Genomic DNA, 15459 nt, shown 5'->3' with positions numbered 1-15459 from the left:
GAGATCTGCGCTAATCAGGATGCGGTGTACATGCAATTCGAATGGTCCTACTTTTTTTCTCTGTTCTCGATGGTGGACTTCTGGAAGTCGTGCATCACGGTGATTCAACTCAGCGCGCTGGGTTGGTTCATCGGCATGCTGCTGGGCTTCCTGCTCGCCTCGGCCAAGCTGTCAACCTCGCGCTGGGTCAGTGTTCCGGCGTCGCTTTATATCTGGTTCTTCCGCAGCATTCCGCTGCTGGTGCTGGTGATCTTCGTCTACAACCTGCCGCAAATGCTGCCGTTCACCCGTGAAGTGTTCTCCGACCCGTTCTATTCAGGTCTGTTTGCGCTGGTGGTGACAGAAGCCGCCTACATGGCGGAAATCCACCGGGGCGGTTTGATCTCAGTCGCCAAGGGGCAAAAAGAAGCCGGACGTGCGCTAGGTATTGGCGTGTTGGGTATGCAGCGGCTGATCGTGATCCCGCAGGCGTTTCGTATCTCGCTGCCAACCCTGATCAACGAATACATCACCGTGGTGAAACTCACCTCGATCATCTCGGTTATTTCCCTGACCGAATTGCTGACAGTGGGCCAACGCCTCTACGCGCAAAACTTTCTGGTCATGGAAACGCTGTCGGCCGTGGCGGTGTATTACGTGATGATCGTCACCGTGTTCGGCTGGCTGTTCCATTGGCTTGAGCAACACCTGGAACTGAACAATCGCAAGCCGCAAACACTGGATGACGCCAGCGTGTTGCAGCTGCGCAGCAGTCTTCCGCCAGCGGTTTCAAAAGCCGCAGTTCCCGTCGAAAACGGCGTTGCTCCAGCGCTGCAGCTGCACACCATTCATAAAAGCTACGGCAATCATGAGGTGCTCAAGGGCATCAATCTGGACGTGAATGCCGGTCAGGTAATCTCCATCATCGGTCCGTCTGGCTCGGGTAAAACGTCGCTGATCCGTACCGTCAATGGTCTGGAAAGTATTGATGACGGCGAGATCATTCTGTTTGGTGAGAGTTTTATTCATGCCGGCGACAAGCCCAACAACGCGCAGATCCGGCGCGGGGTGCAGCGCATCGGCATGGTGTTCCAGAACTTCAACCTGTTCCCGCACCGGACGATCCTCGACAACGTCACCCTCGCCCCGCGTTATCACGGACGCGACCGGGTGATCAGCGAACAACGCGGTTATGCACTGCTGGACAAGGTTGGCCTGCTCGCGCATGCCCACAAGTATCCACATCAGTTGTCTGGTGGTCAGCAGCAACGTGTGGCTATCGCCCGCGCTTTGGCGATGGATCCGCAGATCATGCTATTCGACGAGCCCACCTCGGCGCTGGACCCGGAGCTGGTTGGCGATGTGCTGAAGGTCATCAGCGACCTGGCGAAGGAAGGCATGACCATGTTGATCGTCACCCACGAAATGGACTTCGCGATGTCTATCTCCGACCGGGTGATTTTCATGGAAAACGGCGTGGTGCAGGCTGACGCCGGACCGCAGACCATTCGTGCGGGTCAGGCAGGCGAGCGGGTGATGCAGTTTATGGGGCTGGACCACTAATACACTCCTCTCTGTGGGAGCTGGGCTTGCCCGCGATAGGGCTGACGCGGTTCACAACAGAACAGCGTCGCCCATATCGCGGGCAAGCCCGGCTCCCACAAGGATCGTGCGCGACTGCAAATAAAGCGTGTCGGTGAAAGCGATCAGGGCTTCAGCAACTTCGCGGGCGCTTCGCCCAGATCCCAGAACAATCCGGTCGCAGCCCTCAGGCCTTGTTCCACAACACTCTCAAGCAAATGCTCATCAGGCGCATGCTGTTTGCAGGACGGGTAGGAATGCGGCAGCCAGACCGTTGGCAATCCCAATACGTCAGCGAAGCAGTGGTTGGGAATCGTGCCGCCAAGGTTCGGCAAAATACTCACTGGCTCGCCAAGGCTCTGGCTCACTGAACGCTGCACAAAGCCAACCCACGGGTGACGCGGGTCCAGACGAGTAGCGGCATACCCCCCTTCGATATTGACCTGCACGTCTTCAAAACCATGCTGGTCCAGATGCTTGCGCAGGTTGCTCTCCAGCGATTGCCAGTCAGTACCGTCGACAAAACGCAACTGGCACACCGCTTCGGCCCGCCCCGGAATCGCACCGATCACTTTGACCGTGCTGCCGGACGACAAGCCGACGACCTCAAGAGTGTTGCAACCGAACAGTTTTTCGCCTGTGGTCAGGCCCGGTTCGCCCCAGTTCGGGTTGAGCTGCGGGTCAAAGCTTTCGCCCCCCACGGGAAGATCACGAATCAGTGTCGACACGTATTCCGGCATCGGCGCCGAACGAAGGCATTCAGCGAGTAGTTCGCCCTGAGCAGAAACCAGCGATGACAAGGCGTGGCCCAGCACGATGGCCGGGTTGGTAATAATCCCGCCCCAATTGCCCGAATGACGGCTGCCGTTACCGGTGTCCAGCATCAGACGGAACTGGCAGACGCCACGGGAGCCGAGGAACAATGTCGGCAGATCGTGTCGTACACGCGGGCCATCGGAGGCCAGAAACAGGTCAGCGGCCAGCTCTTCGGCGTTGTCACGGCAGGCTTGTTCAAGACCCGGTGAACCGACTTCCTCACTCATCTCGAAAATGATTTTCAGGTTGTAGCCGAGCTTGCCTTCGCGCGCCTGCAACACCGCTTCAAGCGCGGCCAGGTTGATGCTGTGCTGGCCCTTGTTATCGGCCGTACCGCGACCATAAATGCGCCCGTCCTTGATGCTCAATTGCCAAGGGGCAGTGCCTTCCTGCCAGAGCTCGTCCTGACCGCTGGTGACGTCGCCATGGCCGTAAGTCAGCAAGGTCAGCAATGCCGGGTCTTCAATGCGCTGAGCGAAGAGCAGCGGTGGTTTACCGCTGTGCGGGTTCTCAACGAAGCGGCAGGTGAACCCCAGGCGAACCAGCAACGGTTGCAGCTCGATCAGTAAATAGTCACGCAGCGGCTGAGCGCACTCCGGGTTCTGGCTCTCGGTACGTTGAGCTACGCGGCGGCTCAGGGTCTGAATAAACGCTCCTGAATTCAGGGTGTGAACGGCAAGCTCAATGGCGTGCTCTCGGGTAAGCAAGGAGGTTGAAGACATCAGGATTACCTTTCACGGGGCCGTTCAGTCGCGCTGAAAGCAGCTCGACCAGCAATGAAATCAAGGGTAACGTTGCCGCCTGACTTGCAACAATTATCAAGTTTTCAAGCCATCCTTGCCTTTAGAACAAACCAGATCTGCACAGTGATGAGGCAGAAACGGGGAGCTGATATGCATGATCTGCCGCTGCGTTATTTCCACAGTGTGGCCCGAACCGGTTCGTTATCGGCTGCGGCCGAAGAGCTGCATGTCGCAGTGTCGGCGGTCAGCCGCCAGATCAGCAACCTTGAAGAGAACCTCGGTTTGCAGTTGTTCGAACGCAAACCACGTGGCATGCAACTGACTGAGCCGGGTGAACTGCTGCTCGCCTATGCCACGCGCAACATGCTGGAAGTGAAAAACGTGATCGCCGAAATGCGCGGCGTGAACACCTTGCAGCAGCATCGTATTGTGCTGGCCTGCCCGGAAGGGATGGCGTGGGAATTTTTGCCAAGGGTCACGGCGGAGTTTCGTAATTTCCATCCCGGCGCGAGTTTCGATGTGCATGTGGTGGACGCGGCCCGTGCATCGCAACTGGTCAAGGAAGGTTCGGTGGATATCGCCCTGACCTTCAGCCTGACACCCACTCAAGGCGTGGAAATCTCCTTGAGTTGCGACTCTCCCATCAGTGCCCTCATGCCCGCCAGCCACCCGTTGGCCAGCCGTGAATCCCTTGAGGTGAAAGACCTGCGCGACTGCCCATTGGCCCTGCCCTACACAGGCTCGACCCTGCGCTACCTGTTCGATATCGCCTGTCACTTGCAGGGTGTCAACATAGTACCGGCCTACACCAGTCAATCGCTGGGCACGATCTATAGCGTGGTTCGCTATTCCCTGGATGTGATTGCGCTGTGCGGCACCGTCACCGTCAGTGGTTCAACAACCCGGGACAATCTGGTTCTGGTGCCCATGAGCGACCCGCAGTTGCGCCAGCGCAGCCTGCAAGTGCAGATCATGGCCGGGCGCAAACTGCCGGTGCTGGTGCGTTACTTCCTGAGCTTTCTGGAAGAACAACTGGTGACGGCGAGCTCCATTACCAATGGCTGATCCTGCCCGTATCAAACAAAAAATAACTATCTGATTTGGAATGCTTTTCTGTGGGAGTGAGCTTGCTCGCGATGGCGTCAGCACAGGCTATATCTTCATTGACTGAGAGACCGAATCGCGAGCAAGCTCACTCCTACAGCTGCTGTGTTTGAAGGGTTACAGTGTGGACGCAGGACGCAAGATCAGGCCAGTTTCAGTTGGCGACGGATCGCGAACAGGGTGACCAGGCTGAGCACACCGGTGACGAGCAGGTAGTAACTCGGTGCCAGGTTGTTGCCGCTGGCACTGATCAGCCAGGCCACGATGAAAGGCGTGAAACTGCCGAACACCGTAGTGCCTATGTTGTAGCTCAGGGCCATACCGGTGGCACGCACCTGGGTCGGGAACAACTCGGACATAAGGGCAGGCAGGCCACCGAAGTAGATCGCCTTGAGGATGCTCATCCAGAACAGCACCGCCAACAACGCCAGCAACGTCGGGTTGGCTGCCAGCCAGGAAAACGCCGGGTAGATGCTGAGGATGAAGATCACCGACGCACCGAGCATGATCCGGGTACGGCCAAATACATCGGACATATGACCAATGAACGGCGTCAGTATGGTCAGCACCAGCCCGCTGAGCAGCGTGCCTGCGAAGCCTATGGATGCGCTCAGGCCCAGCTGTTTGACGGCATAAGTCGGCATGTAAATGATCACGTAGGTGGCCGACGTCGACAGCACCAGCGCGCCCACCGCAAGCAGCATGCGATATTTGTGCGCCTTGAAGAGCTCGCCCACAGGCGCATGACTGCGCTCGCTTTCCTTGAACTCCCCGGCCTCTTCGATGTGACGACGGATGTACAGGCCGACCGGGCCGATCATCAGACCGAACAGAAACGGAATGCGCCAGCCCCAGGACTCAAGCTGGTCCACCGTCAGCGTCGTCGTCAGCAACAAACCGAAGCCTGACGCGAGCAAACCACTGATGCCCTGGCTGGCAAACATGAAGCTGGAAAGTAGCCCTTTACGCTCCGGGGCATGCTCAACCAGCAAGGCCGTGGCACTGCCGAACTCACCGCCCGCAGAAAAGCCTTGAATCAGGCGCGCCAGGAATATCCCGATCGGCGCCCAGATACCGATAGCCGCGTAGGTCGGCATGATCGCAATCAGCAACGTGCCGAGCATCATCAACCAGATCGACACCAGCATCGCCGACTTGCGCCCGACTCGGTCGGCATAGGAGCCCAACACGGCCGCGCCCAGGGGACGAATCAGGTAAGAAAGTGCGAAAGTACCCAGCGCCAACAGCAACGAGACCGTCTCGTCAGCGGTGGGGAAAAACAGTTTGGAGATGGTAATAGCGAAGAAGCCGTAGACGATCAGGTCGAACCACTCCAGAGCATTGCCAATCGACGAGGCGATCACCAGTTTGTAAAGCTTGCCCCGTGACATAGGCCGGACCACGGGAGGCTGGGCAGTTATCTGCGCAGTAGTCATGCAAGGTTCTCCAACTCGTCAAAGGATGGGTCTTTTACCCCTGACGAGGTGGCTGACCTTTGACGTGATGGTAGGGGCGAGCGACCTTTCCCACAATTATGCATTTCAGAACATTTCATTGCCCTTGACGCAAAGCTTGACTGCAACATTTTGGCTTTTGTGGGCGTTATTGGTGCTCACTTCCCCTCGTGCGCTCCTACAGATAGAGGTTGTTGTTTTTACAACTCCAGCATCAACCCACTCAAGCGCTTCACCTTGCGGCGCAGCGCTTCTTCGAACACCCCTTTGCGAGGTTCGATGAGGCTGAACCAATGCTTGGCGCGGGTGATGCCGGTGTAGATCAGCTCTTTGGTGAGCACCGGATTCAGCGCCTCAGGCAATATCAATGCGGTATGGGCGAACTCCGAGCCCTGGGATTTATGCACCGTCATGGCGTAAACCGTCTCCACATCGTTAAGTCGGCTCGGCAAAACAAAACGCACTCCACCACTGCCGTCATTACGCGGGAACGCCACACGCAGCACCTGCTTGCCCGCTTCCGGCCCATCGCGCTCGGGCAGGCGCAAGGCAATGCCGATGTCGCCGTTCATCAAACCAAGCCCGTAGTCATTGCGGGTCATCAATACCGGGCGACCTTCGTACCAGTGTTGATCACTTTCAATCAGCCGAGCTTCGAACAGCGCAGTCGTGATGCGCCGATTCAAACCTTCAACGCCCCACGGCCCTTTACGCACAGCGCACAACAACTGAAACGCATCAAATGCGTTCAGTACTGCTCGCGCCCATTGGCCCCAGCGCTCATCTTCCAGCATGGCATCCTGTGGCGGCCGCTGCGCGGCCATCACGCCCAGATAATGCCGATAGCCCTGCGGGCCTTCCGGGCCTTGGTCGAGACCGTCAAGTAGCAGCTGCTCCAGTGAGCGGTCCTGTTCGCTCTTGAGCGCGAGTGCGTGCAGGTCCTTATGGTTTCGTGCAGCCAGCAGATCACGAGCCTGTTCAGGCTGCTGCTGATTGACCAGTCGCGCCAGTTTGCCGATACCACTGCCTTCGCCAAAGCGTCGCGAGTAACGCAGCATCGCAACCTGCTGAGCCAATGGATGCTGTTGTTCATCCCCCTGCTGCAACCCAGCACGGCTCACATCTTCGCCGCTGATCGCTTCGAGCCAACGCTGGGTTTGCGGGCTGTACAGCCCGGCTTCAGCATCACGGCACAAATCGCCCAGCACCGCGCCCGCTTCAACGGAAGCCAACTGGTCCTTGTCACCCAGCAGCACAAGCCGTGCGTGAGGCGGCAGGGCTTCCAGCAGATTAGCCATCATTTCCAGGTCGATCATCGATGCTTCATCGACGACCAGAACGTCCAGTGGCAGCAAATTCCCGGCGTGATGACGGAAGTGCCGCGTGCCCGGACGACTGCCCAGTAGTCGGTGCACGGTGGTCACTTCGGCAGGAATTTTCTGTCGCACGTCTTCGCTGACAGTCAGGCTTTGCACTTGCTGGCTGATGGACTCGGTCAAACGCGCCGCGGCCTTGCCGGTGGGCGCAGCCAGACGAATACGCAGCGGCTGGCCCGCCTGCACGGCAGGGGTTTGCAGCAATGCCAGCAAGCGAACAACGGTGGTGGTTTTACCGGTGCCGGGGCCGCCGGTAATGATGCTGAATGCGCCGCGAGTTGCCAGTGCACAGGCCAGCTTCTGCCAGTCGATCAGCGCATCCGGCGTGGTGTCCGGCGGGAACAGCACATTCAAACGCTGGCCGAGGTCATCAGTGACGGCCTCCTGTTCCGCCAGCCGCTGACGCAGTATCGCGCCGATGCGCCGCTCGTACGTCCAGTAACGGCGTAAGTACAAACGCCGGTCGGACAACACCAAAGGTTTACTGGCAGCGCCTTCGCTAAAGTCATCACCTCGAGCAACCAGCGTGCTGCCCAGCAACGCCTGGCACCATGCGCCGCCATCCAGTGCCACCAGCAATTGCGACGGCAGCAGCATGGGGCCGCTTTGCACATCGCCTTCGGGGGGCAGAGACAGGGCGAAGTCCGGCTCTTTGAGGGTCTCGTAGAGGTCCAGGCATACATGACCGTGACCGAGTTGGTGGCTGGTCAACGCAGCGGCGAGCAGCACCAGCGAGTCCGCCGACGGATCCAGCTCACTGAGGAACGCCACGAAAGCTTTATCCAGCGCCCGCAACCATCCACGCTCGACCCAGCGCTCAAGCAACAACAGCAGATCACGGACGTTGGTCAGCGGCGCGAGGTCAGCCAGGCTCTGTGCATCAAGAGGCGTAGGCAGCAGTTCAGCGAATGAGCGGCTCATGCGGGTTCTCCGGTGAGGACGAACTCTTCAGTCACTGACTTGCCCTGGAACATGAGATCCAGAGCTTCGATCAGCTCCCGTGGCGGCCGGGTAAACCAGGCGCCCTGGCTGGTTGAGTAGGCGCCACGCAAGAACACGTACAGCGCGCCGCCCATATGTTGGTCGTAGTCGTAATCAGCCAGTCGCGCCTTGAGCTGGCGATGCAACGCCAACAGGTACAGCACGTATTGCAGATCGTAACGGTTTTCCAGAATCGAGCTGGTCATGGCGTCATGGGTGTAGCTTTCATCATCAGGCCCGAGCCAGTTGGATTTGTAATCCGCCACGTAGTAACGGCCTTCATGCTCAAAGGTAAGGTCGATAAAGCCCTTGAACATGCCGTTCAGGGAAACCGTTTCTGTTGCGGCTCGCGGGGCATTATCGTGAGTGTAGCGACGGACCAAAGCGTCCATGTGTGCGACGTCGACTTTGCGGCAGGCGAACCAGAACTCCATTTCGATACGGTACTGATTGGGCTGATCCATGGCCCCCAGAGAGATCGGCACACTGGCGCTGGCCAGCGACAATGGCAGATTCAAAACCTGAGTCAGCCAGCCAGTCAGGGTGTCGATCCAGCCTTCCCAGCCACGTCGGTTACAGCGTCGGGCAACGGCATCCTTGAGAGCCTGAGGCTCGCTGACCGCTTTGGCAAAACCTTCGTTACCCGCCCATTCGAGCAAACCGTGGAGGAAGGTGCCGGGGTTCGGTCCGCGTGGAAAACGATGGATATCACCACCGCTGACCAGCACTTCACGCGGAGCCTCGGGGTCGAGGCGTTCGTCGTCGAACAGCTTTTGCGCTTGTGGACTGTCGGGCGACTCATCGCTGCCTGCGGTGATCGTGTCGCCAATGCGCAACGCGCTATAGGACGCGATCCACCAGTTTTCTGCAGCACGGCGTTTAGGCATGCGCGGTTTGAGCAGGGTTGCTTCGTTGCGTGGCGGACTGAAGGTTTCTGCGGTCGCGGCTGGTACGCCTTCGACGCTGATCCCGTCACAACCTTCGCCAAGATCACGCAGCCATGACGCCAGGCCAGCCGATTCGACCAACGGCATGCCGCCGCCCAACAGGTAGCCCAACGCAGAACGGTGCAGCATCGAGCTGCTGGAATTACCGCGCTTGAGGTCAGCCACGCCCAGCCAGCAGGCGTATTCGGCGCGAGTCAGGGCGACATAAAGCAAGCGCAGGTCTTCGGCCAGACGCTCGTTGTCGGACTGTTCGATCAGTGCTGCGGTAGGTTTGAGGCTGACCTGTGCTTTACCGTTTTCATCGTGGAAATGCAGCGGCAGACGCGTGCCATCCACCGGTTTGCTGGAACATATGAACGGCAGGAATACCAATGGATACTGCAAGCCTTTGGACTTGTGGATGGTCACGACCTTGACCAGTTGCTCGTCGCTTTCCAGGCGCAGAATCTGTTCCTCACCCGCCTGACCGGACAACGCCAGATGCTCGCCCAGATGGCGGATCAGAGCCTGCTCTCCATCCAGTTCGGCAGCGGCTTGTTGCAGTAATTCAGACAGATGCAACAGGTTGGTCAGCACACGTTCGCCATCGCTGCGGGCGATCAAGGTCTGTGGGAGACGGAAGTCATGCAGCAATCGGCGCAGCATCGGCAGCACGCCCTGATTGCGCCAGATCTGGTGATAACCGCGGAACTGCATGACCCGCGATTCCCAGGCCAACTCGTCTTGATTCAAGCGCTCAAGCTCAGCCAACGGTAGCGCGAGAGTGATGCACGCCAGAGCCGCGCGCAGGGTACGTTCAGAATCCGGCTCGGCGCAGGCCTTGAGCCAGGCCAGTACGTCATGAGCCTCTTGGGCAGCGAACACTGAGTCCTTGTCGGACAGGTAAACGCTGCGCACGCCACGCGCCGACAATTCGCCGCGCACCGCTTGAGCCTCTTTGCCATCACGCACCAGAATCGCGATGTCGGCAGGCAGCAGGCCTTTCATGCCTTTTTCCACAGCAGCGAAACCGGCGCGACCTTGCTGCCCGGCGTTGAGCAACCGGACGATTTCACTGGCGCAACTGGCAGCCAGTTGCTGGCGATAGCTGACGCCTGAGACCGGCTGATCGCTTGCCAGTTGCCAGACATTCAGCGCAGCCAGCGGCGTGCCGTCTATTTGCAGAGCGTCTTTGCGGCCTTGAGAAAGCGCATCCGAAAATGGCACATCGTTGTTGTCGCCTTCGCGAAAGAGGAATGCACCGCGCCCTTCCGCGCGTTGCTCGGCACGCTGGAATACATGATTGACCGCTTCGACCATGGAGTGGCTGGAGCGGTAGTTGGTGTCCAGCGTGTGCCATCTTCCGGTCGTGGCCTGCCGTGCGCGCAGGTAGGTGTAAATGTCGGCACCACGGAAGGCGTAGATCGCTTGTTTGGGGTCGCCGATCAGGAACAGCCCGGTTTCGGTGTCGTTTTCTTCGAGGCGATAGATGCTCTCGAAAATCCGGTACTGCACGGGGTCGGTGTCCTGAAATTCGTCGATCAGGGCCACCGGAAATTGCTCGCGAATCAGCGTTGCCAACCGCTCGCCGCCTGAGCTTTGCAGCGCAGCGTCGAGCCTGAGCAGCATGTCGTCAAAACCCATTTCCGCACGACGACGTTTTTCTGCTTCGAAGCGCATACCGACCCAGTTGGCGGCGTGTTCGAGCACTGCGGCATCGGGTGTCGGTAAGGTATCGAGCGCGACTTTGAGTTCGACCATTGCCTCGAAGGCTGGATGGGAAGGCGGGTTGCTCTTCCACGCTTCGGCGATGCCATCGGGCGTCAGTCGGGTAAAGCCGGTGCCCAGATCAAGCTCTTCCAGCTCGTCATCAGCCGCCCAGGCAGTGAGCTTTTCAAACCACGGCCGGAAATAGCGCTCCTGCATCTTGCGCCCATCGACCACTTTGCAGGCCACGCCGTCGATGCAGATGGCGTGTAACTCCGCCGCCCAGTTAGTCCATGGAGATTTAAGTGCTTTGAGCGCTTCGCGACGTTGTTGCAGAGAGGCAGCGATCAACTCGGCAGGTTCTTGCGTCGGGACCGCCCGGTCGCTGCCAAACAGGCTGCGTACCCGAGGTAACAAGGCGGCAGGGCCACTCCAGTTGTCTCGTACCCAGTTCAGCGCATCGCCGCTCATGGGGTAGCAGAACAGCCGCCAGTAATCGCGCAGCACCTCGCCAAGCAGATCGCTGTGGTCGGTTTCCAGAGTCTGGGTGAACAGGCTGCCGCTGTCGAATGCATGCTCGCGCAGCATGCGCTGACACCAACTGTGGATGGTCGATACTGCGGCTTCGTCCATCCATTGTGCAGCGATGTCCAGACGACTGGCGCAGGCCTGCCATTGCTCGGGGCTGAACTGCTCGCGCAGCTCGTTGATCAGTTCGTCAGGCGCACTGATTTCTTCACGGAAAAAGCGTGCAGCTTCAGCCAGGCGAATACGAATCCGGTCGCGCAGCTCTTTGGTCGCAGCATCGGTGAAGGTGACGACAAGGATTTGCGGCGGTAATAGCTCGCGACCAAAACCGGACGCGTGACCGCCATGGCCGAGAACCAGTCGCACATAAAGCGCCGAAATGGTGAAGGTCTTGCCGGTACCGGCGCTGGCTTCGATCAGTTGGCTGCCACGCAGCGGGAAACGCAGAGCCAAGGATGCGGTGTGTTGAATGTCGGTCATGCGCTGGCTCCTTCGCTTTGCCAAGGCGCGTCGAAAATCGGCTTGTAGAGCGCATCGCACCAGCCAGCAAACTCTTCGCTTTCGATCAGGGCATCGAAGTCCGGAAATTGCCGGGCCAGCGCAGTGCTTTCGCGTCGCTCGCCATCAGTGGTTTGTCCGTCGCCTTCGTAGGCTTTGCGTGCTGCGGCTTCGGCTTTGGTTTCGTCGTTCTGGCCAAGTGAGGCGAAAGCGGTTTTGACTGCGACAGGTAAAGGTCGCTGCATGCCACTCAGCCAGGCGGTGAGTAAGTCATTCAACGCAGCTGTGGCGAGAGATTTATCCAGCGGGTCCAGCAGCAGCGTTTCATCGCTGGCTACCAGCGCAGTGCTCAACGGCAGCCCGCATGCGCAACCCACCAGATGCAGAACCCAAGGGCGAATCAGGCGATGCCATTTACGGTTTTTCTTCGAGCCGATGGAGTTGGGGATCGCGGTGACCAACAAGTACTCACCCTGAGCATTGCCATGCAAGCCACCCAACCAGCCTTCCAGACGTACGTTTTGATGGGCATAACTGACCGGTAGCGCGCTGCTGAGTGGTTCAGGCCATCTATGAAGGATGCTCTGATAACGCTGCAGCAAGTCAGGCAAAGGCTCGATCAACTCTTCTCGCAAGCTGCTGCCAAAACCTGCCATGGGTAATAAGCCACTGCCCTGAAGTTTTAACGCCTGAGCCTGCAAGGCCTCATCGCTATCCTGCGAGCTGGTCAGCGCGGCGTTTAGCAGGCTGTCACTCAGGCTGTAACGCTCTAGAGCATCGAGCACAAACGGTTCTTCGTCAGCCAGCGGAGCTTCGGCGATTTCGAAGTAGATCTTCAGGCGCTGGCTGAAAAAGTGTTTGACCGGGTTTCTGAGAAAGTCCTGCAGTTGAGCGAGGTTCAGCGGCTCATCTTGTTCGTGGGCTGCCAGTGCGCTTATCGTCGGCACGGCAACATTGGGCTCGTGCAAGACCTGCCATTCACGGGCGAAACTGAAGAAGCCGGTGTTCTCATGAAAGTACTGCGCGCTGAAGGGCTGCAGCGGGTGTTCGAGGGTCAGCGCGTGCAGAAGCTGCTGACCAGGATCGCGCTTTTTAGCGTCCATCGGCTCCTGGGCGTTCAGGAGTCTCCAGCCAGCCGCCAGATGATCACGCAACTGGCCGATCAACACGGATGGCGGCCGCTCACTGTTGTCACGAATGCTGCGACCCACCCAACTGATGTACAGCTGATCCCGTGCTGAGAGCAGTGCTTCGAGTAATAAGTAACGATCGTCTTCACGACGTGAACGGTCACCGGGACGGTAATCGCTGCCCATCAAGTCGAAGTCCAGTGGTGGCTGCGCGCGGGGGTAGTCACCGTCGTTCATGCCGAGCAGACACACCAGCTTGAACGGAATCGCACGCATCGGCATCAGTGTGCAGAAGTTGACCGAGCCTGCGAGAAAGCGCTGCGACAGCCGGCCCTGATCAAGCCCTGCCAGCCATGCCTCACGTACGACGGTCAGTGGCAGTTCGTCTTGCAAGCCAACCGATTCACACGTCTCCAGCCAGGTCTCGCGCAATTGCTCCAGTTGCGCGAGCAGGTAATCGTCGTGCTCGCTGTCAGCCTGGAAGAACAGCTGTATCAGTGCTTGCAGGCGTAAGCCCCACTCCGTCGCTACCGCAGGCGAGGAAAGCTCGCTGTGGGCAACCTGAAGCGCGTCGATCAACGCCACTAGCGGGCCGATCAAGGCTGCATCCAGGCCGCCAATTTCATCGTAGGGTTCGATACCATCACAGGCAGCACCGGCACCCACGGCATAACCGAGCAACATGCGCCGTAATCCGAAATGCCAGCTGTTTTGTTCAAGAGCAGCAGGCAAACCGAGCCCTTCACGCTGCTCGGCGTTCAGGCCCCAACGTACGCCTGCACCTTCAATCCAGCGATGAAGTATCGGTAGGTCACGCTCCTTGATCTTGAAACGCGCACGTAACGCGGGAACGTCCAGTAGGTCGAGGATCTCGCTGACCGGGAAACGGCTGTCCGGAATCTTCAGCAAGTGCTCGACCGCAATCAGCAGAGGCTCGCGGCCGCGCTGCCCTTGGTCCGCAAGGGTGAACGGGATGAAACGACGGTCATCACGCTCGATCTGACCAAACACGGCGCGGATGTGCGGCGCATAACTGTCGATGTCCGGAACCATGACGATCACATCGCGCGGCCGCAGATCAGGATCTTTACTGAATCGTGCGAGTAGCTGGTCGTGCAAAATCTCGACTTCACGCTGAGCGCTGTGCGCGACGTGGAAACGAATCGAGCGGTCTTGCAACGGGTCAACAGCGGGCCATAGATCCCGGGTTTCGTCGAGAGGCCGCAACTCCAGGATATCGTCCTGCAACTGGTTGAGAGTGGTATGCGGATCAGACTCGCTGAACAGATCAATACGCCCGTCCTTGAAGGCAGAGCGGTAGCTGCCAGGATCATCGTGACTGTCCAGCAGATTGATGTAATCGCGGCCCTGCTTTCCCCATGCAGCCAATAGAGGGTGAGCATGTTGATGCAACGCTTGTGGATCAAGCACTATTGGCATTCCCGTCTTGCGGGCCTGTCGCTTGTACTGGTGCCGCAGCAAGTCTTTGTCGGCGACGATGTCCGCCCAGTGGTGACGACATGGGTTGTGTACACAAAGCAGCACCTGGCTGAATCGTGCCAACCCGGCCAATGCTTCCAGAGCCTGAGCGGGCAGTGACGAAATACCGAAGACGATGACCCGGGCCGGTAGACCCGCCGGGGCTTCATTCATCTGCGTGATACGTTCGATAAAGCGCTGATGCACTCCTGCCCGGCTTTGGGCCATGCCTTCGGTGCCGACATCCAATAGCAACGCACGCCATAACTCAGCCTGCCAGCAATTTGCCGGGGTCAGCGGTTTGGCTTCGCCTCTGACGTTGCGCAATTGATGGCGACCTGCTGCCCAGTCCTCCAGCCAGTCAGCGCGGTAGACCTGGTATTGGTCGAACAGGTCAGCCAGGCGCTCAGACAACTGATAGCGCTTGCGTAGGTCCGTATCGGCGGTGAGGAACCGGCGCAGGGGTTCGAAATGCGGTTGATCAATCAAAGCGGGTAGCAAACGCATCAGGCGCCAGGTCAACGGCGCCTTGTCCAAGAGTGACGCGGCCGGGATTTCATCTTTGCCCAATACCGATCGATACAGCTGCCACATGAAGCTGCCCGGGAGCTGGACATCGATTGCTGCGGCAATGCCACAACCACCCAAATCGTCGTCCTCTGCATCTTCGGCCAGAGCCAGTTTTAACCACTGGGCAATACCGTTGCTCTGTACCAGAGCGATTTCATTTTCTAAAGGCGCGAGCGGATAACGGCGCATCCAGGACACAACCAGACTGCGCAGATCATCAAGGCGGTTGCCGTGAACCACCATGAAACCGGCGCTGAGAGAGGTTGTTACGGGCATGGCTGCTTCCTTGGCTGGGGTAATGCGGTGTGGAAAAAACTGTAGCCGAACCTTAAAGCAAAACGGAGGGGGTGTAGGAGGGAATTTGTGGGTGAATTGTCGCTGGCCTACCAAGGTTGGCGCATGGACGCTGGAGGGGTAGGAGCGAACTTGTTCGCGAAGGGGCCCGTACATCCGCAGCTTGTGTATCGCCTGACATGCAGCCTTCCCGAATGAATTCGGTCCTACCGAGGTGGGCGCATGGACGGTAGGAGCGAACTTGTTCGCGAGGGGTGCGGTACAGCCGCAGCTTGTGTATTGCCTGACATTCA

Annotated in this window: 7 protein-coding genes; 2 read left to right on the top strand and 5 right to left on the bottom strand. The window is 58.7% G+C overall.

Annotated features, from left to right (window positions below; genetic code table 11):
- Nucleotides 1–30 precede the first annotated feature (30 nt).
- A complete protein-coding gene (locus ACYASS_RS23200) occupies nucleotides 31–1542 on the top strand; it encodes an amino acid ABC transporter permease/ATP-binding protein (protein ID WP_463587851.1) in 1512 nt (503 codons plus the stop codon).
- A gap of 143 nt (nucleotides 1543–1685) precedes the next feature.
- Here the strand turns inward: ACYASS_RS23200 and ACYASS_RS23195 are convergent, their stop codons facing one another.
- Nucleotides 1686–3083, bottom strand: coding sequence for a M20 family metallopeptidase (locus ACYASS_RS23195; RefSeq protein WP_463587997.1), 1398 nt, complete (start codon nucleotides 3081–3083; stop codon nucleotides 1686–1688).
- A gap of 186 nt (nucleotides 3084–3269) precedes the next feature.
- Between ACYASS_RS23195 and ACYASS_RS23190 the strand changes: the two genes are divergently transcribed.
- Nucleotides 3270–4184, top strand: a complete 915-nt coding sequence (locus tag ACYASS_RS23190) for a LysR family transcriptional regulator (RefSeq protein ID WP_463587850.1) — start codon at nucleotides 3270–3272, stop codon at nucleotides 4182–4184.
- A gap of 182 nt (nucleotides 4185–4366) precedes the next feature.
- Here ACYASS_RS23190 and ACYASS_RS23185 read toward each other — a convergent pair whose 3' ends face one another.
- From ACYASS_RS23185 to recC, 4 genes are all read right to left on the bottom strand, one after another.
- Nucleotides 4367–5659, bottom strand: a complete 1293-nt coding sequence (locus ACYASS_RS23185; RefSeq protein ID WP_463587849.1) for an MFS transporter — start codon at nucleotides 5657–5659, stop codon at nucleotides 4367–4369.
- Nucleotides 5660–5877: 218 nt separating this feature from the next.
- Entirely contained in the window at nucleotides 5878–7974 is a 2097-nt protein-coding gene (recD, locus tag ACYASS_RS23180; RefSeq protein ID WP_463587848.1) for an exodeoxyribonuclease V subunit alpha, read from the bottom strand.
- The gene (recB, locus tag ACYASS_RS23175; RefSeq protein WP_463587847.1) at nucleotides 7971–11675 is read right to left on the bottom strand and encodes an exodeoxyribonuclease V subunit beta; all 3705 of its coding nucleotides are present in this window, start codon (nucleotides 11673–11675) and stop codon (nucleotides 7971–7973) included. The genes recD and recB overlap by 4 nt, the downstream gene beginning before the upstream one ends.
- Nucleotides 11672–15148, bottom strand: a complete 3477-nt coding sequence (gene recC / locus ACYASS_RS23170) for an exodeoxyribonuclease V subunit gamma (RefSeq protein WP_463587846.1) — start codon at nucleotides 15146–15148, stop codon at nucleotides 11672–11674. Before recC ends, recB begins: the two co-directional genes overlap by 4 nt.
- Between the last annotated feature and the right edge of the window lie 311 nt (nucleotides 15149–15459).

The organism is Pseudomonas sp. HP_14 (genome assembly GCF_055283875.1).
Note: the sequence above shows the minus strand (reverse complement) of the source record. Positions and strands in the feature narration are given on the sequence as shown.

Excerpts from the sequence above, each read along its gene's own strand:
- recB (WP_463587847.1), bottom strand. The coding sequence starts at position 11,675 with ATGACCGACATTCAACACACCGCATCCTTGGCTCTGCGTTTCCCGCTG.
- recC (WP_463587846.1), bottom strand. The coding sequence starts at position 15,148 with ATGCCCGTAACAACCTCTCTCAGCGCCGGTTTCATGGTGGTTCACGGC.
- ACYASS_RS23185 (WP_463587849.1), bottom strand. The coding sequence starts at position 5,659 with ATGACTACTGCGCAGATAACTGCCCAGCCTCCCGTGGTCCGGCCTATG.
- ACYASS_RS23190 (WP_463587850.1), top strand. The coding sequence starts at position 3,270 with ATGCATGATCTGCCGCTGCGTTATTTCCACAGTGTGGCCCGAACCGGT.
- ACYASS_RS23200 (WP_463587851.1), top strand. The coding sequence starts at position 31 with ATGCAATTCGAATGGTCCTACTTTTTTTCTCTGTTCTCGATGGTGGAC.
- recD (WP_463587848.1), bottom strand. The coding sequence starts at position 7,974 with ATGAGCCGCTCATTCGCTGAACTGCTGCCTACGCCTCTTGATGCACAG.